An 18,616-nucleotide genomic window follows, 5' to 3' on the forward strand; every position below is an offset into this window, starting at 1 on the left:
CGTCATGCTGGGCGCCGAGACCGGGGTCGCCCATGAAGCCCGTCATTGGACGCTGGGCGTTTGCCGCGGCGGCGTTGCCGTCGGGCGCTTGCGCGGCGTGAGGCTGCTTCTCCCCTGCCGGGGTCGGCCCTCGCCCTGCCGCGGCAGGAGCACCCGGGGAAGACGCCGGCCGCGCCGCCGATGCGGCCCGCGTGTCGCCTGGCCACCCGTGTGTGACTTCCAGCGGCTTGGCGCGTTCGCCGATCACGCCGCCGCCTGGATGCGCTGTGTGTTCCGGACCTTGCGCCTTCGCAGAGCCCGTACGCCACGCATTGGCGCGCTCCTCGATGTCGGCAGCGCCCATGCGGCTCATCGTTTCAATCGCCTGATCGACCTGTGATTCAGAAACATCGGCGCTGACTACCGTGCCACCGCGACGGATGAATTCCCTGTAATCCTCCGCATCGGGTGGATACGCTCCCTTCGTGAAGATGCGCGTGAACAACTGCTCCAGTCGATCGAAGACTTTCTTGTGGTGGTGCGTATCGACAGCGCCCTGCACATAGACACGTGGCCCCTTTTCGCGGGGAGCATCAGCCGATATCGAGTAGATGGCAATATCCGCCTGCGCTATCCCAGCCTCGCCCAGTGCGCGCTGCGCCGAACTCGCATTCGCGTAGCTGTCGTACACGCCTAACACGGTTGGCCTCATGACTTTCCCCTCCGCAATTGCGCGCGGCGTCCTCGCCGCCTGTCGGCGCGAGCCGCATAACTCGTGCCCGCGTTCGTCGTATAGACCGCCACGAAGAAGCTTGCACGCCTTGGATTGTAGGCCGTGACCGATATGCGCGTAACATGATCCACGAGCTCGCACGAGATCGACAGTCGCATCGGAGAGATGCAGGTCGATCGACACCTCGGGGTAGAAGCCCGGCAGCAGCGGCGCGACCCAGCGCAGGCCGAACGACATCGGCACGGCCAGGCGCACCGGTCCGCCCGGCTGCACCGACATTTCGCGCGCCGCCCTTTATCGGCATCGCAGACGCAAGATCAGCTTGGGGCGGTATTGATCGGGTCAACTGTAATCTGCTCAAAGCGCGTCAGCGTCGCAACGCTACACACCATGATCTCGTACAAGTCGATTGCCAGCCCGGTCTCGATACCGCGCCGTTCAAGCCCGGATATCCGGCGCTCCTGCTCGGCCACCAGTTCGAAGGCGCGCGCAACGCGCTGATGCTGCCGATTCGCGCTTGCCGATGTCATGCCCGATTTTCCCACCCCGTACGCGGCGCGACGCGACTTCGTGAATTCGCTTGCGCTTCCATACTTCTTGCGCTCTGAAAGGCTCGCAAGGGCATCGAGAAGCAGGCTTGGGTCAAAAGGTTTGTGGAGAAAACCTTCGGCAACGATACCTGCGCGTGTGTCGTCTCCAGACATGAGAATGACTGAAACATCGCAAAACCGTGGGATAGCTCGCAACATCGATACGGCGTCCGGCCCTTCGAGAACAGGCATGTGGACGTCGGAGACAATCACCTCTGGCGTGGCGGCCAGGGCCGCCGAAACCGTTTCCAGGCCATTGCCGGCGGTCGCGACTTCATGGCCGGCGTCGCCCAGCAAGGTCTGAAGTGCATCACGAAAAGCGGTATCGTCGTCAGCCAGTAGTACGCGGCTCATCGCTATTTCCCATACAGTTGGCTACTTCGCCGCATCGGTCGTTCCCACCGACAAATACCAGAAACTGATTTCGGAAACCACGGAGCGGTCGTGCCCCGAATTGGCTCATTGCTCCACTAACGAGGTGCTAGAAAATTTGCGACGTCCTGCACGGCGTCACTGGCGCTTGTTAGGGATGCAAATAAATGAGGCAGGCCGGACGGCTTGTGTAGTGCTCCAGTTGCATAGTGGGAAGCAAACCCTTCAAATACACTACACCCTGTAATGTTTGGTAATAATCGGCGCATACAATCGTATTCGTGACAGCTGTCCGTCGACGGCGATAACGAAAGGCGCTGACCAGATAGGCGCGCCGGGAGCAGAGGTTACATGCAGGAAAGCAAGGGTGACGCCGGCGTCGCACAAGTTAGCCTCGAACAGGCTTCCGTCTCCACTGGCGTGGCGCACCTGCGGGACTTGACCACGGGCGGTCAGCCGGCGCCGCCCGTCACTCCGTTGCCCCCGGAATTACCAGCTACCCGCAAAGGCGCGCGGGCATTGGCGACTTCACGATTGTTCGTCGGGCTGCTTGCATTCGCGCTCGTTTGCGCCTGGCTCCTGCCTGGCACGCTCGGCCACGATCCCTGGAAGCAGGACGAAACCTACACCTTCGGCATCATCGAGCACATGCTCGACACCGGCGATCTGGTCGTCCCGACCAGCGCCGGGCAGCCCTTCGTGGAAAAACCGCCCGTCTACGATTGGGTAGCCGCCTCACTCGCGTGGATGTTCGGCCGCTTTCTGCCGCTGCACGACGCGGCCCGTCTCGCGAGCGTCGTCTTCGCTGCACTCACGCTTGCCTGCACGGCGCGTCTCGCCCGGCGCGCTACCGGCGCCGTGCGGTGGACCGATCCGCGCGTGCCCGGAACACTCGCACTCTTCGCCAGCACGCTGGTAGTCGTCAAGCATATCCACGACATGATGACGGATGTCGCGCTGATGGCCGGCGCCGCGCTGGCATTCTGCGCACTTTACGAGCTTGTCTGCGCTCACTTGCGGATGGAAGGCGGCTTGCGTCGTTCTCCTAACGGAGGCCGCAACACAGCACCCGCGTGGCCAGAATCCACAACTTCACAGCAAGCGTCCAGCGACTGCGAGAACAGCCGCATTCAAGGGCGCGCTGCCCGTCATGCCGCTGCGATGTTCGGTGTTGGCGTCGGCATCGCCTTTCTGGCGAAAGGCCTGTTCGTGCCGCTCGTGTTGGGTGCGACCATCTGCGCGGCGATGCTGCTTTACCCTGCGTGCCGCAGCAGCCGTTTTGCGCGCTCACTGGCACGTTCGGCGCTCTACTTCGCTCCCTTCGCGCTGATCTGGCCGCTTTGCTTCTATCTGCGCTCCGAAGCGCTATTCAAGATCTGGCTGTGGGACAACAACATCGGCCGCTTCTTCGGCTTTTCGGTGGCGCAACTCGGCTCGGAAAACGTCGGGCACCTGTTTGTGCTGCGCACGGCGTTGACAGTCGGCTTTCCGGTCGTTCCGCTCGCCCTCGTGGCGCTTGCGGGCGGCGCATGGCGACGTCTACGCGATCCCGAAGTCGCACTGCCGGTGCTGTTTTCGGGGATTGGCTTCGCGGTACTGCAGGCGTCGTCGACAGTGCGCGAACTCTACATCCTGCCGTTCATTGCCCCGCTCTCGCTGTTAGCCATGCAGGGAATCCGCTATCTGCCGCCGCGCGTGCACCTCGCGTGGGATATCACGAGCCGTATCGTGTTCGGATCGTTCGTGGTGCTTGTATGGGTCGTGTGGTGGAAGATGACGGGCGCCCCCGAGACCCACGGTGTCCTGCATTTGCTTGGCCGCTGGCTGCCGCTCGAATGGGTGATGCCCATTCAGCCGAAGCTGATCATCGCGGCGCTCGCCCTCACGCTCGGGTGGGTATTGCTGCTTCCCCGGCTCAAGTCAGCGGGCAACTGGCGCGGCGCATTCAGCTGGTGTCTGGGCGCCATCGTCGCATGGGGGCTCGTCGGCACGCTGCTGCTGCCCTGGCTCGACGTCGCGAAGAGCTATCGCGCACCGTTCGAGGATCTGCGTGCCAAACTGAACAGCACCTGGAAAGCCGGAGACTGCATGGCGAGCAGTGGGCTGGGCGAATCTGAAGCGCCCATGCTCTATTACTTCGCCGGTGTCATGCACGTGCCCACCGCGGACCCTCAGACCACGTCCTGCAACTGGCTCATCGAACAGGGTCGACCTGCAGACGGTCAGTCGCCCGTCGGGGGCTGGCGACTGTACTGGGAAGGCAGCCGTCCGGGTGACAACGACGAGGTGCTGCGCGTCTATCAGCGCATGGCGACGAAGACGGCTTCGTAATCGGTGCCGCTGAGCCGTTTGAAGATCGCTTCGCCGAAGGGCATGCCGCGCGGTTGAAGCCGTCCCTAGCCTCCAGGACTGGCAAACTCATTTGCCGATTGGCTACACAATCCGTCTCAGGTCACGGTTGCAAAACTACCCGGACCGAAGAACAGGCGGCTTTCACACAAGCGACGCTTAGTTGGACAGGAAGTCCAGCACCATGCGATTGAACTTGTCCACGTGTTCCCATTGCACCCAGTGACCACAGCGGTTGAACATATGGAATTCGGCATTGGGGAGACCCGCCATCAGACGAAGACCCATGTCGTAGGGAAGGAACTATCCACTATCCCGATACTGCAAGAACCGTAGCCCGACTGAGTCAACGCTGAGCAAGAAGGGGGCAAGGGCGAAGACTTGAACTCACAACTCGACCTGTTTCGACTCGCCGGCGCGATAGCGGTCGGCTGCCGGCGCACGAGACGGTGGGCCGGCACTTACGCCATCAACCGCAAATGTGCGACGTCTCGGCCCCGCGCATCCGATCGCCGATCCGATTCAACACCTTGCTTTCCTGACATCGCCGCTCGTGCGCTCAGACAGAATGGCGCTCGCGATGACCTGAAAGAGATGGTCGGCCCGTGGTGCGAATGAGGGTTGGTCACCGAGCCAGCCGAGCGCCGACATCAGCGCGAACAGGTCGTCGCCATTCACATCGGCACGCGCGGACCCCTCGGCCTGAGCACGGAGCAGCAAGCGCTCGCCCGCTGAGTGCACCGCTGCACATGAAGCGTAAAGCGCGGAGTCCGGGGTCGCGTGGGCACTCGCCATCATCGCGACAACGCCGCTATAGCTATGGACGAATGCCACCCCTTCGCGAAACCAGGACACGAGCGCTTCATCAGGTGGATTCGACCTTTCGAGTTCGACTGCCTTCTGCGTCAGCGCGTCCAGATCCTCTCGCAGCAACGCTTCGAACAAGGCTTCTCGAGTCGGGAAATGACGAAACAGCGTGGCCAACCCGACGTCGGCCCGGCGGGCGATATCTCGCATTGACGCATCGGCACCATGCTCGGTGACGACGTCCCGCGCGACTGCTAATAGATGGTCGTAATTCTTTCTGGCGTCGGCCCGCATAGTTTTCTTGACAAGTGGATCGGTGATCCGTATCTTCGGAATCTGGATGTGGATCAGTGATCCACAAGATACAGCGAATTTGTGCAAATGGGAACAGAGACGCTGTCCGACACCACGAAAGGAGCCATTATGGGAAAGCTCGAGGGTAAGGTTGCAGTCATCACCGGTGGATCGAGCGGCATGGCGCTGGCAAGCGCCAAGCGGTTCGTTGAAGAAGGTGCCTACGTTTTCATCACGGGCCGGCGGCAGCAAACGCTGGACGAAGCCGTCAACTCGATTGGCCGGAACGTCACCGGCGTGCGCGGCGACGCCGCCAATCTCAACGATCTCGACCGCTTGTTCGATACCGTCAAGCGGGAAAAAGGCAAGATCGATATCCTCTACGCGAGCGCCGGCTGGGGCGAAGCCGTACCACTGGGCGAGATTACCGAGCAGCACTACGACGCGATCTTCGACCTGAATGCGCGCGGCACGCTGTTTACGGTTCAGAAGGCGTTGCCGCTGTTCAACGATGGCGGATCGATCTTCATGACCGGGTCAGTCGCTTCGGTAAAAGGCTTTCCTGGTTACGGCGTGTATGCGGCGAGCAAGGCGGCATTGCACTCATTCGCACGCACGTGGCTCAACGAGCTAAAGGGCAGGAATATCCGCGTGAACGTGCTGAGCCCGGGGCCGATCGCCACACCGATGCAAGACCAGGTTCTCGACGAAGAGGCGAAGCGGATGTTCGAATCCGTGATCCCGCGGGGAAAGATGGGGCGCCCCGAGGAAATCGCGACGGTCGCGTTGTTTCTTGCTTCAGACGATTCGAGTTTCGTGAATGGGGTGGAGTTGTCCGTCGACGGCGGCTTGTCGGCTATCTGAAATCGTGCCGTAAAGCCAGGAGTGAGTGATCCAGATTGTGTATATAAATATGGATTCCTGATCAATAGGCGGAATTTCCGCCTGCATGGAGAGTTCGCATGAGCTATTCGATTATTGGCTTTGGCGCCGTAGGCCAGGCGCTCGCCCGAGCGTTTGCAAGAAAGAACATCGACGTGAGCGTCGCCAGCCGGCGCCCACCCGATGCGTTGATGGAGCAGGCACGAGCGATCGGCCCCACCGTTGTCCCGAGAACGCTGCAGGATGCGATCGCGTCCGACACGATCTTCCTGGCAGTTCCGTTTTGGGAACATCGCGAAGTCGCGAAACTGCTCACGACCTGGCAGGACAAGACGATCATCGACACGACAAATGCTTTCGGCGTTCCCGTCGCAGACCTGGAAGGACTGCCGTCGTCCGCGGTTGTCGCCCGGGCGTTTACCGGCGCCAGGTTCGTAAAGGGCTTTAACCATCTGCCCGCTGCCGTTCTGGCCGCTGATCCGAACGTGAAGGGCGGCAGCCGTGTCGTATTTCTGTCGAGCGATGACGAAAATGCGGTGGCACCGGTCGCAGCTTTGGCCGAACAGCTCGGTTTCGCGCCCATTGCGCTAGGCCCGCTCAAGGATGGCGGCTCGCTTGTCCAGGCCAAGGGGAATAGCTGGGCTCAGCTGATCTTCAAGGATCTCGTCAAGTTCAAATAGCGGCGCGTTGCGACAAAGTCAGATCGACCACGCGCATCGCTAAATGCGTGCTGGTGATCTGGCCTCGCCGCCCGCGAATGAATTAATAGGCGCCACCCGTATCGACGGTCAGGTAAAGCATGTCATGCTCGAGAATGCTGATGAAATGTTCGTCTTCCTGGATCAATTCTTCGAGGACATCGCTAGTGGATAGCACGCCGATTACCTGTCCTGAATCGATGACCGGCAGATGCCGGATCCGCCTCGTATGCATCAACGCCAGGCACTGGTCACAGATATGCTCTGGCGTGACGTAAATCACCTCGGAAGTCATGATCTCGCCGACCTTCGTCTCTGCCGCGTTGCGCCCGGCCAGTTCGACCTTGCGCGCGTAATCGCGCTGAGACAGGATGCCGACAAGATTGCTGCTCTGCAGCACCAGCACGGCGGTGACATCCTTATCGGCCATCAGACGCAGCGCCGTCAGCACTGAGTCCGCGGGGCCCACCGAGATCACCTCCCGGGAGTTCCCGGACAGAATTTGCCGGGCTGTTTTTCGCTCCTTTTTCATGGTCGTCTCCTATAGAAGACTGGCAATTGCGCGCCGACGCCATCAGTCGGCTCACAACGAAAGGGTACGCTCCTTCGCGTCGCTACAGGAATGTCTGCTGCCGCGAAAACCAGGAGACATTCAGCGTCGAAAACGGAAGCTCGAGGCATGGGCCACTATTGCCGCGTGAGCATGAGGTTCAGGTTCTGAACCGCAGCTCCGGATGCGCCTTTGCCAAGATTGTCGAAAACTGCCGACAGTAGGACGTGCCCGTGTTCCTCGTCGTGAAATACGCTCAAGTGCATGTCGTTCGTGCCGTTCAGTACTTGCGGATCCAGCTGTTTTAAGGCGCTCGATTCGTGCAACGGCAAAACTCGTACGTGAGTTGCCTCGGCATAGTGGCGTGCGAGGCATGCGTGTAGCGTGGCGCCATCCACGCCGGGTGCCAGCAGCGGCAACGCCAGCGGCACCGTCAGCACGATGCCCTGACGGAACGATCCGTACGCAGGAACGAAGATGGGACGCTGCGCAAGCCCGGCATGCTGCTGGATCTCCGGCGTGTGTTTGTGCGCGAGTTCCAGGCCATAGACCTGGTATGAAGGCGCGTTGGCGGCTCCCTGCCCCTCATGTTCCTCCACACCGGCACGTCCGCGCCCGGAGTAGCCGGATACAGCATGAATGCTGATCGGGTAATTGCCCGGTATGAGCCCGGCGTGCACCAACGGACGCAGCAGGCCGACTGCACCGGTCGGATAGCAACCAGGATTGGTGACCCGACATGCGTTCGCAATTTGCTCAGCCTGCCCCGGCGTCATTTCCGGAAAACCGTAAGTCCAGTCCGGCTGCGTGCGGTGAGCGGAGCTTGCGTCGATCACCCGGACGGCAGGATTGGCAATGGCGCCCACTGCCTCGCGCGCGGCGGCATCCGGCAAACAGAGGATAGCGATGTCGCAGGCATTGATGGCTTCTGCGCGACGCCGCGAATCTTTGCGCTGGGCAGCGGCAAGTGTGAACAGTCTGATGTCGGTCCGGTTGCGCAGCCGGTCGTGGATTTGCAGCCCGGTGGTGCCTTGGTCGCCGTCGATGAAAACTACGGGAGAGCTCATATGTGGATGACTCCGCTGACTATGGATTGGAACAGTTGAACCGAGGTAAAGCGAACCCCTATGTTGCGCGGACGGCTAGAATAGGGAAAGTTGAATTTCACAACGCAAATATTCAGTTTTTCTGAATCTGGACGTCGTCATGCGAGAGATCAGCCTGGACCGCCTGCGCACTCTGGTCGCCGTCACCGACCGTGGTTCATTTGCCGATGCGGCGCGTGCATTGCACCTGGCGCCGCCAACGGTCAGCCTTCACATCGCCGAACTCGAAGACCGCGTTGGGGCTCCCCTCCTGTTACGCAAGCGCGGAAATGTGGGGCCGACCTCGATCGGCGAGGTGCTGGTGGAGCGCGCGCGCCGACTGCTGGCCGACGCGGAGCAGGCGTTAGACGATATTCAACGCCAGGTAGAGGGGCTCGAAGGGCGTGCGCGTCTCGGCGCGTCCACGGGCGTGATTGCGCACCTGCTGCCGCAAGCGCTCGAGGTCCTGCGCGAGCACCACCCTGCCATCGACATTCAGATTGCAGTGCTGACTTCGCAAGAAACGCTGTCCCGGCTGGTGGATGGAACGCTGGATGTCGGGCTGGTCGCGCTGCCTCAGCCCCCGGTGCCTGGACTCGTGATAAAGCCTTGGCGCCGCGACCCTGTGATGGCCTTTGTGCCGGCGCATTGGCGGTGTCCGGCCCGCGTCACCCCCGAATGGCTCGCCGCCCAACCGCTCATTCTCAATGACTCGACCACGCGTCTCTCGCGTCTGACTGCGGAGTGGTTCGCGACCGCGGGGCACCATCCTTCGCCGCGCATACAGCTCAACTACAACGACGCGATCAAGAGTCTGGTAGCGGCGGGTTACGGCGCAGCGCTCTTGCCCCATGAGGCCACCACGCCATTACCCGACAATCGCATTGTCATGCGTCCACTGCGCCCGGCGTTGTGGCGACGGCTCGGCATTGCATATCGCGCGGGGTACGTTGAACGTTCCACGCAACACGTACTCGATGTGTTGTGGGATTTGCGATTTGCGTAGGAGTTACCGGTTGTCGCTCAGATTCCTTTTCGCTGATCCATGCTCTTGCCCGCGACGACGATCTGCCTCGCGTCAAAGCTTTAGGCGTAGCGGCATCTATTCTTTCTTGTTTAGGGAATTCCGCGGGCAGTGCCGAGGAAGCTCCGTCAATCTTGCGAAATGAAAGGCGAATAGAAGGATAGAGAAAGGTATGACGTGTCCTCGACGTGGCGCATCCCGGCCATCAACACCGGTAAAACTGCCCATTTTGGGCAGCCTGATTTCGACGCGAGGGACAACATGCGAGTAGACATGCCATCCTATGCATCGAAGAATCTGCGCATCTTGCTTGCGGACACAACGAGACGATAGCCGGCCTCTGCAACCTTCACCTATCTGTCATGCAAGACTCGTAGCCTCTATGGCGAACCGTTGCGCAACCACACAGGTGCATTGAGTGCCACAATGCACCAGGCCCCGACTGCGCACCAAAGACGGCTAGCGACACCCCCTGCATCGCACCCCGACCTCAATTTTTTGGCACATATATAACTCAGTATTCCGAAATAACCGACGAAGCAACAGAGAACGATTCGCATTCTGAATATCCACGCTCAGAACATGTCATTCGATTGACATTCGAAACTGACTAAATGTTACCGGGCTGAAAGCGCCGGGATGGCGCCACTGCAATACATCCCACCTGGTCCAATCGCTTGCACGTCTCCGCAATCAGGGGCAACAGACCTGACAAATGATTCCGCTTGAATCGAATTTGGTTTTTCTGTTTTGATTATCTGGAGAGAACCAAAATGAATCAAAACGTCGTTCAATCTGGCATAGCATTAGGATTACTGACTAGCTGTATTGCATTTGCAGCACCGCCGCAAGGCAACATGGAACTCCTGCCGACGGGCCAGTTCATCTCCCCGGGAGCCATTCCGGGTGCTGTGCAGCAGTTGCTCAACCCGCGACTCGCCGCAAAGCCGACCCAGGTCGTCAGCGGCGCCATCCGGTCGCAACTCAGCCCGGACGGTAATACCCTCGCCGTGATCACGGCAGGCTACAACACCGTCTACACGGGCCCCAGTAACAGCACGCTCGACAAGACTGACTCGACTCAGTACATATTCATCTACGACGTGTCGGGCGCCAACAAGGCCAATCCGAAGTTCGTCCAGGCCATTCACCAGAACAACGCGTTCGATGGCCTCGTCTGGAATGGAAACCAGACCCTGTACGGCACCGGCGGCGCTGACGACGCGGTCTACGTGTACGGCCGCCCATCGGCGCTTCCGTCGGCCCAATGGTCGCAAACCGCAGCCATCGCCCTGAATCACAGCAAGGGGATCGGCAACGGTGTGAAACCGAACGCCGGTGGTCTCGCCCTCTCCGGCAATGGCCGGATCCTCGTCGTTGCGAACAACTACAACGACTCGATCACCATCATCGACACGACGACGAACACGGTTACGTCCGAATACGATCTGCGTCCGTTCAACACATCGGGCACGCAAGGCGCCGCAGGTGGCGAATACCCGTGGGCCGTCTCACTGAAGTCCGACGACACCGCGTTCATCTCGTCGGTGCGCGACCGTGAAGTCGTGGTGCTGAACCTGTCGAACCCGGCCGCACCGCAATTCATCACTCGCATCCCGGTGAAAGGCAATGCTTATGGCATGACCCTCTCGCCCGATCAGTCGAAACTCTATGTCGCCGTGGCGAACACCGACCAGGTTGCGGTCATCAATACCGCCAGCCACAGGGTCGAGAGGACGATCGACATCGCCAGCCAGTCCGGCGACGGCGACCGCGACGATCAGGGCCACGGCAACAACAAGAAGTACAGCGGCCGCGACACGGTGAACGTGACCGTGTCACGCGACGGCAGAACCCTGTATGCGGTCAACAATGGCGACAACTCGATCGCCGTGATCTCGCTCGATGGCGACGAAGGCTACCACGTCACCGGCCTGATCCCGACGGCCTATGCGCCCAAGGACATCACGCTGAGCGCCGACGGGTCGCAGATGTACATCATCAATGGCAAGTCGAACACCGGTCCGAACCCGCTGTACACCTCGGGTACCTCGGCGCAGTACCAGTTCGGTCTCGAGCAGAGCAGCCTCGTGAGCGCACCGGTTCCGCGGGGCGACGCGCTTGCCCGGCTGACCAGCCAGGTCGCTGAAAACAATCACTACTCGATCAGAGAGTCGGAAAGCGAGCGCCAAACGATGCATTTCCTGCGCGATCACATCAAGCATGTGATTTATGTCGTCAAGGAGAATCGCACGTTCGACCAGATCCTCGGCGACCTTGGCAACGGCTCGAACGGAGATCCCTCGCTGACGATGTATGGCAAGTCGACCACGCCGAACTTCCACAATATCGCCGGCAACTTCGTCACGATCGACAACTTCACCGATCCGGGCGATGGTTCGATGGACGGCTGGTCGTGGGTGCAGCATGCGCACGTCACGCCGACCGAGGAGGTTTCGCAGCAGGAAAACTACGCTGGCGTAAGCCGCGGCATGTCGTATGAATCCGAAGGCGCCAACCGCGGTCTGCCGGTCGGCCTCGCCACGACTGCCATGCGCGACACCGTCTCGGGCGGCGCCTACTCCACGGTAACGTCGTCGCTGCCGGGCGGCACGGCGAATGCGTTGCCGGGAATCGCCGATATCTCGGTGCCGGATGCCCCGTTCGGCTATCAGAAAGCGAGCATCTACGATGCGGTGCTGCAAGCCGGCGGTACGGTCCGCAACTACGGCGGCATGGTCAACAACACCGGCTCGATCGGCACGATCGCCAGCCCCCTCCTCACCCCGTTTGCCTCCGGCAATATTCAGGTCTACCCGCTCAAGCCGTCGCTCGTCACCTTGACGGACCCGTACTATCGCGGCTTCGACCAGGCCTATCCGGACACGTTCCGCGAACTCGAATGGAACCGCGAATTCCAGCAGTACGTCGCGAACGGCCATCTCCCGTCGTTTGAATTCGTCCGCATGGGTTCCGATCACACCGGCAGCTATGCGCAGAACGTCGGCCAGATGGGCACGGCCGAGCAGGAGCAAGCGGACAACGACTTCGCGGTCGGCAAGCTGATCGAGACGGTCGCGCACAGCCCGTACGCGAAAAGCACGCTGATCGTGGTGGTCGAAGACGACTCGCAGGCCGGCTCCGATCACGTCGATTCGCACCGTGCTCCGGCCTACGTCGTTGGCGCGTATGTGAAGAAGAACGCCGTGGTCAGCACCGCCTACAGCCAGGTCAACGCGGTCCGCACCATGGAAGACGTGCTCGGCACCCAGCACATCGACCTGAACACGGCGTACGCGCAACCGATGGCCGATGTCTTCGACACCGGTTCGGACGGTTCGTGGACCTACACCGCCGTTGCGTCGACGATCCTGAAGGGCACGAACGTGGGCAACGTGGCGACTGGCCCGACGTCGAGCGGCAACGACGGCAACCAGTATGCACAGGGTCCGGACATTCATCCGCTGCATGACGCGACCTACTGGGCGAACGCGACGAAGGGCTTCGACTTCTCCAAGGAAGATCGCGTCCCGCCGGAAGTGTTCAACCGCGTGCTGTGGGCGGGCGTGATGGGCAATAAGCCGTATCCGGAGCCGCACTCGGTCTATACGAAGCCCACGACCGATGGCGCGAAGACGGTCGCCGCTGCTGACGACGATGACGATTGAGCGAATCACGTCGTCCGGGCGTTGCGTTGACGGGATCGTGACGCCCGCTGCGTTAAGCGCACTGTAGCTGGCATCGGCGGGCGGCTGTCCATAGGGGCAGCCGCCCGTTGGCATCGACTGCGCAGACGTTCGATAAAGCGAACCGCTTGAACCGGATCTAACGCATGCACATTTCGCTTCCTTTTAGTGCCGATCGCGAGCCGGCATGGCCCGACAGACCCAATGTCCGCGCAACGAGCGCCATCGTTGTCGTCGCTGCCATACACGCGGCGCTACTCGCGGTCGTGTCGAGCAGTCGCAACGATCCTGTGCCGCCGGCCGCCGAGCCGCGCACGATCACGGCCGAGTTGCTGAGTCCCTCGCCGGTTACGGCACCTGCCGTCGCGCAGTCGCCTCCTTCCCCGCTCGAGCACCGTGCGACATCCGTCGACATTGCGAAGCCAAAGGTGCAGCCGCAAAATATCAGGAAACCGAATCATGTGACGACACTGCATGAAACCATGACTCCCTCACCGCGCAGGCTTGCTGCAACCGAACCCGTCTCGGCGCAGTCGAGCACTACCTCCACCTCGACACCAGCGGCACCCATGGCCGCTGCACAGCAGGCAGCCGCGTCGTCGCATGATGCCGTCTCCGCCCGCCCAACAATCGCACTGGCCGCTCCGCAGGATATCTCGCATCTGCATTGCAGCATCGCACAACCGCCCTACCCGGCGCTCTCGCAACGACGAGGCGAAACAGGTTCTGTGATGGTGAAATTCATCGTGGGACTGACGGGCCAGCCTGAATCCGTGGAACTGAAGAGCGGCAGCGGGCACGACCGCCTCGACGAAGCGGCGCTTGCCGCTGTGCGCGACAGCACGTGCCAGCCGTATCTCGAGAACGGAACGCCGCGCCGTGTGCCGACGTCTGTGCCTTTCGTATTCGCCCTGAACAACTAGCGCGGACGTTTATAGGGAACCCGCCATGCAAAACTATGGTATTTCGCACTTCCTGGCAGCCGGAGACTTTGTGACGCGCGGCATCGCGCTCGTACTGCTGGTCATGTCGGTGCTCTCGTGGAGCGTGATCATCGTCAAGGGCTGGAATGTCATCCGGCTCAAAAAACTGGCTCGCGACATCGATCCGACAATCGCACAACTCGACGATTTCACGGACGGGGCATGGCAACCGGAAAACCGCGCAAGCACCACGCGAGACAATCCGTTTCTCGCACTCGCGCTGGCCGGCAAGGAGGCCGCCGATCATCATCGCAGCGCGCAGCCGCTTTTGCGCGAGCGCATGGACGTATCCGACTGGATAACGCGCTGCCTGAAAGACACGATGGACGAGAGTGTCGCCCAAATGCAGGGCGGTCTTTCGATCCTGGCATCGATCGGCAGCACTGCGCCGTTCGTCGGATTGCTGGGTACGGTGTGGGGCATCTATCACGCCCTGCTGGCGGTTGGGGCGACTGGCGAGTCGTCGATCGACCAGGTCGCGGGCCCCGTCGGCGAAGCGCTGATCATGACGGCATTCGGCCTTTTCGTGGCCATTCCCGCCGTGCTGGGCTACAACGCGTTGACGCGCGCCAACAAGGCGCTCGCCGGAAAGCTGAGGCGGTTCGCGCATCGGCTTCACGCGTACTTCGTGACCGGTTCGAGCCTCTCGCCGACTGTCCACGACAGCGGCCTGCGGCTCGCCACCGGCAGCGACTGACCTCGAGATACGGCAATGGCCATAACCCCGTTTAGTGACGACGAAGACGATGGTCTGATGGGCGAAATCAACATGACGCCGCTCGTCGACGTCATGCTGGTTTTACTCATCGTCTTTATGGTGACGATCCCTGCGTTGCGCCATGCGGTAAAAATTGAACTACCACACGCAAGCAGTCAGAAGGAGGACGCGAAGGCGGCGCAGGTCAATGTTTCGATCGAGGCCAATGGCACCGTGCTATGGGACGGGCAGCCAGTCACCCCCAGTGCGCTGCGCGCGAAAATCGCCGCGGCCGCACACGAGAACCCGCTTCCCGAACTGCATCTCGGCGCAGATCGCAAGGTGGCATACGAAGCGGTGGCACAAGTGATGTCAGCTGCCTATGCAGGCGGCCTGACGAAGATCGGATTCGTCACCGAGCCCAAACCATAGACCATTGCTTCACCAAGCTGCTTCGAGGTAGCGGGCGGGCTGCTCGTAAAACGGCCCACGCGTTGTCTATTTGCAGCTTACATATGCAAGTCATTTCCGTTCAAGAATATAGGGGGCGACGAATTATCAGAAATCCCCAAAAACAGGATGACGTTAATGAAATCGTCCCCGTCTCGCATCGCAATCGCCGTATCGGTTGCGTTTTCAACGCTGTCTTTTTCTAGCGCAGCGAACGCTCAACAGGCCCAACAATCTCAACCGCCATCCACACTGGACACGGTCGTTGTCCGCGCAACCAGACCGACGACCGCCCCCGACAACGTCAACGATCCTGACCAGACTGCAGACGTCAGCAAGACCGGAACGCCGATAGGCGACCTGCCCATGACTGTGCAGGAAATCCCCAGCGGGCTGCTCAAGGAGCAAGGCGCCACGAAGCTTCAGCAGAGCCTCAGCAACGCCACCGGGGTGAATTCCGGCGGACCGGATGCCAAGGGCTTCTTCGATCACTTCATGATCCGCGGCCTCCAGGCGCAGATTTACACCGACGGGTTTTCCGACGGCGATCAGGTCAACGGCGTTTCGCATTCGCTGAATGGTGTCGAGCGCATCGAGGTTCTCGAAGGACCGGGTTCATCACTTTTTGGCAGCGGACCGCCGGGCGGCACGATCAATATCGTCCACTACACGCCGTCTCCCACGCTTCAATATGGAGGCAGCATCCAGGCCGGTTCATTCGGCACGGTCTGGGGCAGCACGTATGTCACGGGGCCGACCGGCCTCTCGGGCTTGAACTATCGCGTCGACGCGACGGGTGCGAGATCGGACGGATACCGCAGCCTGTCGTACTGGGACAAGGAGATCCGTCCTGCAGTCGAATGGAAGATCGGCGACCACAAGATCGACTTCTCGCTCGAGGCGCAAGACTCCCGCTCGACGCCGGATTCGTACGGCATCATCTATTACAACGGCACCCCCATCCGGAACGTTCCATTCGACGCGAAATATTCGACGCCGTTCGCCTATGCGCGCGCAAGCTACGTTCGCCCGACCCTCACCGACGAGTGGAAGGTCAACGACGTGCTGACGATCAACAACCGGCTCTCGTTCCTTCACCGCTCCCTGGAGTTCTTTGGCAATGGGGATAGTTCGAAGACGAAGGTGGTCGGCAACGAGGTCGTCAACCGGCAGTTGCGCCAACAAAACGATTCGGACAATACGCTCGACTATCAGCTCGAACCTGTGTGGAAGTTCGCAACGGGAAACGTCAAGCACACGCTGCTGACAGGCTTCGAGTACCAGCATCAGACCATCAATACCGATCGCTCCACGGCGGACCTTCCGAATATCGAAGATGTGTTCGCACCAGTGCCACCTGAAACTTCGATTGCGAGCCTGCATTTCCTTTGCGATGCGAAGCATTCATGCGACAACGATCATCTGGTTGCGAACTTCTACAGCCTGTACGCCACCGATCAGGTGGATGCGACGAGCAAGCTGAAAATACGAGTCGGTGTGCGAAAGGACTGGTGGCAGACTTCGCTGACACCGAATATCACCGTGCCAGGACGGGTGGACAACGAAGGCGTACCGATACTGGCGGGCAATACCTACTCGCGCAATGATGCGCCGGTGAGCTGGAATATCGGCGCGCTTTACAAGCTCACGCCGTGGATGTCGCCGTACTTCGGCATATCGAAGAGCTATCTGACGAACTTCAACTCGGAGAACACACAGACGGGTATCGGCGCGCCTGAATCGGCGCTGCAGTACGAGGTGGGCGTCAAGTTTTCATTGCTCGACGGCCAATACGTGCTGAACACGGCACTCTTCGACGTATCGCGCGACAACGTGGCGACGCCGACGACCGTCAACAACATCGAAACCGTCGTGTACGACAGCCAGCGCACACAAGGCGGCGAGGCGTCTCTCGATGCCGGCATTACGGACAACTGGCACGTGATCGCCAATTTCACGGCGCAGCACGCCTATGTCACGAGCAATCCCCAAGGGATAACGGCGGTCGGCCACCGCCCGCAGGACGTGCCCGCGTTCATGGCGAATCTGTGGTCGACCTACACATTCGCGATCGTGGGACATCCCGGGTTTCATGTCGGAGCGGGCATCAATTACATGAGCAAGGTGTACAGCGACATCTCGAACATCAATTCGGTGCCATCCTATGTCATCGCCAATGCGGCGTTCGGCTATCAGGCGAATCACTGGGGCGTGGATCTCAATGTCCACAATCTGACTAACCGGCGCTACTTCATCGCCGCCAATGAGGCCGGCGCCTATCTTGGTGAGCCCCTTAGCGCCTACATTACCCTGCATGCGGATTTTTGAGGCATTCGGCCGCTATTGACTGGCTCCCTGCCCAATCCCCGCCTTTTTTTGCGCGTTCTGGAGATCCTGCGGATAGTTCTGATCATTGGCGCGGCCGGGTTGATAGCCCGCGGCCTCCAGCTTCTTCAATTCGGCGTTCTTTTTCGCCCGGGCTTCCTTTCGGGCCTGCTTGCGCTCCGCTTTGGTTGGCTTCGCAGACGACGCGCCCCCCGGCACTGCGACATTGGCTGCACCCGAAGCGTCGTCCTGCGCGAAGGTTGGTGTCACTGTGCCACTCCCAAGCGATGCCGCGACGAGCAGGGCCGATATTTGTCTGGCGATAGGCATTTTCTCTCCTGTTCCCGGTTAATTGATACGATTGCGAGGACGGCGCCGTTAATCGTTGCTTACGCAACCACCCATGCGCACGAAACCAGGACGCGATTGCCCCGGCGCGATGTGGTCAATCGGCACCGCCCCCGCCTGAACGTACGCAGTTCGACTACTCACTCACGCACGTCCACCCATGCCTCGCATGCGTCTTGCGAAATGGGCTCGCTCCGCGTCGTCCATTAGCGCCAGAAACTGGTCCCCGTCCATATGAACCAGTTCTTCGTGATCGCCCGCCTCGAAGTAGACGTCCGGCTGGCCGGCCAGGTTCGTCTCGAGGTAGGTTTTCATCCCATACGCCGCACAGATCGGCGGCAGCGCCCCCGCATCGCAGTCCTTGAACAGCTCACGCAGCTCGTCTTCCGTAGCAAGGCCGAGCCTGCGCCCTGTCTTGTTCCAAAGCTCGGACAATTGCACGGCATAGGTTGACGGCAGCACGACGGCCACATAGCCGTGCTCGTCCTCGAGCAGCACCGTTTTTGCTAGACGGTCGCCGGGAATGTGCGCCGCAGCAGCACTTTCCATGCTCGAATGGCTGTATGGGTGGCGCACGATTTCGTAGCGTGAGCCCTTGCTGCGCAGGCGCTCCTGCAAAGTGGTCGACATCGACATGGCACACCTCCTGTCGAATGCGGAGAAGAAAACCAGCCTCCACTAATCCTTTCAGGATAGTCCACTCGCGAGAGACCCGGTAGCAGAACTCCGCGTTGTTGCCGGGAAGTGGAGCGAATCCACCTTTC

At 60.7% G+C, this 18,616-nt stretch carries 14 protein-coding genes and 3 pseudogenes; 9 read left to right on the forward strand and 8 right to left on the reverse strand.

Annotation, left to right across the window (positions count from 1 at the left end):
* Positions 1-850: 850 nt before the first annotated feature.
* Together AB3X98_RS16460 and AB3X98_RS16465 are read right to left on the reverse strand one after the other, a co-directional pair.
* A pseudogene (locus tag AB3X98_RS16460) lies at positions 851-1,003 on the reverse strand (LysR family transcriptional regulator); the annotation flags it as partial.
* A gap of 26 nt (positions 1,004-1,029) precedes the next feature.
* A complete protein-coding gene (locus AB3X98_RS16465; RefSeq protein WP_069266404.1) occupies positions 1,030-1,656 on the reverse strand; it encodes a response regulator in 627 nt (208 codons plus the stop codon).
* 369 nt (positions 1,657-2,025) lie between these two features.
* On the opposite strand from AB3X98_RS16465, the gene AB3X98_RS16470 reads away from it, so the two are divergent.
* Positions 2,026-4,005 carry an ArnT family glycosyltransferase gene (locus AB3X98_RS16470; protein ID WP_368602167.1) on the forward strand — a complete coding sequence of 660 codons (1,980 nt, stop codon included), beginning with the start codon at positions 2,026-2,028 and terminating at the stop codon, positions 4,003-4,005.
* 177 nt (positions 4,006-4,182) lie between these two features.
* On the opposite strand, the pseudogene AB3X98_RS16475 reads toward AB3X98_RS16470, so the two are convergent.
* Positions 4,183-4,326, reverse strand: a pseudogene (locus tag AB3X98_RS16475) (2-hydroxy-6-oxo-6-phenylhexa-2,4-dienoate hydrolase); the annotation flags it as partial.
* A gap of 219 nt (positions 4,327-4,545) precedes the next feature.
* The gene (locus AB3X98_RS16480; protein ID WP_368602166.1) at positions 4,546-5,124 is read right to left on the reverse strand and encodes a TetR/AcrR family transcriptional regulator; all 579 of its coding nucleotides are present in this window, start codon (positions 5,122-5,124) and stop codon (positions 4,546-4,548) included.
* A gap of 129 nt (positions 5,125-5,253) precedes the next feature.
* On the opposite strand from AB3X98_RS16480, the gene AB3X98_RS16485 reads away from it, so the two are divergent.
* Complete coding sequence (locus AB3X98_RS16485) at positions 5,254-5,988, forward strand: SDR family oxidoreductase (protein WP_342947256.1); 735 nt, start codon at positions 5,254-5,256, stop codon at positions 5,986-5,988.
* A gap of 92 nt (positions 5,989-6,080) precedes the next feature.
* Positions 6,081-6,686, forward strand: a pseudogene (locus AB3X98_RS16490) (NADPH-dependent F420 reductase); the annotation flags it as partial.
* An 82-nt stretch (positions 6,687-6,768) separates the two neighbouring features.
* Here AB3X98_RS16490 and AB3X98_RS16495 read toward each other — a convergent pair.
* On the reverse strand, positions 6,769-7,236 hold the full coding sequence (locus AB3X98_RS16495; protein ID WP_368602165.1) for a CBS domain-containing protein: 468 nt from the start codon (positions 7,234-7,236) through the stop codon (positions 6,769-6,771).
* Positions 7,237-7,391: 155 nt separating this feature from the next.
* Entirely contained in the window at positions 7,392-8,321 is a 930-nt protein-coding gene (gene argC / locus AB3X98_RS16500) for an N-acetyl-gamma-glutamyl-phosphate reductase (protein ID WP_342947254.1), read from the reverse strand.
* Between the two features lie 139 nt (positions 8,322-8,460).
* Between argC and AB3X98_RS16505 the strand changes: the two genes are divergently transcribed.
* From AB3X98_RS16505 to AB3X98_RS16530, 6 genes are all read left to right on the forward strand, one after another.
* Complete coding sequence (locus AB3X98_RS16505; protein WP_342947253.1) at positions 8,461-9,345, forward strand: LysR family transcriptional regulator; 885 nt, start codon at positions 8,461-8,463, stop codon at positions 9,343-9,345.
* Positions 9,346-10,220: 875 nt separating this feature from the next.
* A complete protein-coding gene (locus AB3X98_RS16510) occupies positions 10,221-13,031 on the forward strand; it encodes a bifunctional YncE family protein/alkaline phosphatase family protein (RefSeq protein WP_368602164.1) in 2,811 nt (936 codons plus the stop codon).
* A 308-nt stretch (positions 13,032-13,339) separates the two neighbouring features.
* Positions 13,340-13,972, forward strand: coding sequence for an energy transducer TonB (locus AB3X98_RS16515; protein WP_368602163.1), 633 nt, complete (start codon positions 13,340-13,342; stop codon positions 13,970-13,972).
* A gap of 25 nt (positions 13,973-13,997) precedes the next feature.
* A complete protein-coding gene (locus AB3X98_RS16520; protein ID WP_368602162.1) occupies positions 13,998-14,729 on the forward strand; it encodes a MotA/TolQ/ExbB proton channel family protein in 732 nt (243 codons plus the stop codon).
* Positions 14,730-14,744: 15 nt separating this feature from the next.
* A complete protein-coding gene (locus AB3X98_RS16525) occupies positions 14,745-15,161 on the forward strand; it encodes a biopolymer transporter ExbD (protein ID WP_069266394.1) in 417 nt (138 codons plus the stop codon).
* A 384-nt stretch (positions 15,162-15,545) separates the two neighbouring features.
* Positions 15,546-17,507, forward strand: a complete 1,962-nt coding sequence (locus tag AB3X98_RS16530; protein WP_368602161.1) for a TonB-dependent receptor — start codon at positions 15,546-15,548, stop codon at positions 17,505-17,507.
* 12 nt (positions 17,508-17,519) lie between these two features.
* On the opposite strand, the gene AB3X98_RS16535 is transcribed toward AB3X98_RS16530, so the two are convergent.
* Together AB3X98_RS16535 and AB3X98_RS16540 are read right to left on the reverse strand one after the other, a co-directional pair.
* Positions 17,520-17,834, reverse strand: a complete 315-nt coding sequence (locus AB3X98_RS16535) for a DUF4148 domain-containing protein (protein ID WP_368602160.1) — start codon at positions 17,832-17,834, stop codon at positions 17,520-17,522.
* A 162-nt stretch (positions 17,835-17,996) separates the two neighbouring features.
* Entirely contained in the window at positions 17,997-18,488 is a 492-nt protein-coding gene (locus tag AB3X98_RS16540; RefSeq protein WP_069266391.1) for an aminoacyl-tRNA deacylase, read from the reverse strand.
* Between the last annotated feature and the right edge of the window lie 128 nt (positions 18,489-18,616).

Source organism: Paraburkholderia sp. BR14312, from assembly GCF_040948675.1.
Lineage (GTDB): Bacteria > Pseudomonadota > Gammaproteobacteria > Burkholderiales > Burkholderiaceae > Paraburkholderia > Paraburkholderia nodosa_A.

Excerpts from the sequence above, each read along its gene's own strand:
- AB3X98_RS16510 (WP_368602164.1), top strand. The coding sequence starts at position 10,221 with ATGGAACTCCTGCCGACGGGCCAGTTCATCTCCCCGGGAGCCATTCCG.
- argC (WP_342947254.1), bottom strand. The coding sequence starts at position 8,321 with ATGAGCTCTCCCGTAGTTTTCATCGACGGCGACCAAGGCACCACCGGG.
- AB3X98_RS16535 (WP_368602160.1), bottom strand. The coding sequence starts at position 17,834 with ATGCCTATCGCCAGACAAATATCGGCCCTGCTCGTCGCGGCATCGCTT.
- AB3X98_RS16540 (WP_069266391.1), bottom strand. The coding sequence starts at position 18,488 with ATGTCGATGTCGACCACTTTGCAGGAGCGCCTGCGCAGCAAGGGCTCA.
- AB3X98_RS16505 (WP_342947253.1), top strand. The coding sequence starts at position 8,461 with ATGCGAGAGATCAGCCTGGACCGCCTGCGCACTCTGGTCGCCGTCACC.
- AB3X98_RS16470 (WP_368602167.1), top strand. The coding sequence starts at position 2,026 with ATGCAGGAAAGCAAGGGTGACGCCGGCGTCGCACAAGTTAGCCTCGAA.
- AB3X98_RS16495 (WP_368602165.1), bottom strand. The coding sequence starts at position 7,236 with ATGAAAAAGGAGCGAAAAACAGCCCGGCAAATTCTGTCCGGGAACTCC.
- AB3X98_RS16465 (WP_069266404.1), bottom strand. The coding sequence starts at position 1,656 with ATGAGCCGCGTACTACTGGCTGACGACGATACCGCTTTTCGTGATGCA.
- AB3X98_RS16530 (WP_368602161.1), top strand. The coding sequence starts at position 15,546 with ATGACTGTGCAGGAAATCCCCAGCGGGCTGCTCAAGGAGCAAGGCGCC.
- AB3X98_RS16520 (WP_368602162.1), top strand. The coding sequence starts at position 13,998 with ATGCAAAACTATGGTATTTCGCACTTCCTGGCAGCCGGAGACTTTGTG.
- AB3X98_RS16485 (WP_342947256.1), top strand. The coding sequence starts at position 5,254 with ATGGGAAAGCTCGAGGGTAAGGTTGCAGTCATCACCGGTGGATCGAGC.
- AB3X98_RS16525 (WP_069266394.1), top strand. The coding sequence starts at position 14,745 with ATGGCCATAACCCCGTTTAGTGACGACGAAGACGATGGTCTGATGGGC.
- AB3X98_RS16480 (WP_368602166.1), bottom strand. The coding sequence starts at position 5,124 with ATGCGGGCCGACGCCAGAAAGAATTACGACCATCTATTAGCAGTCGCG.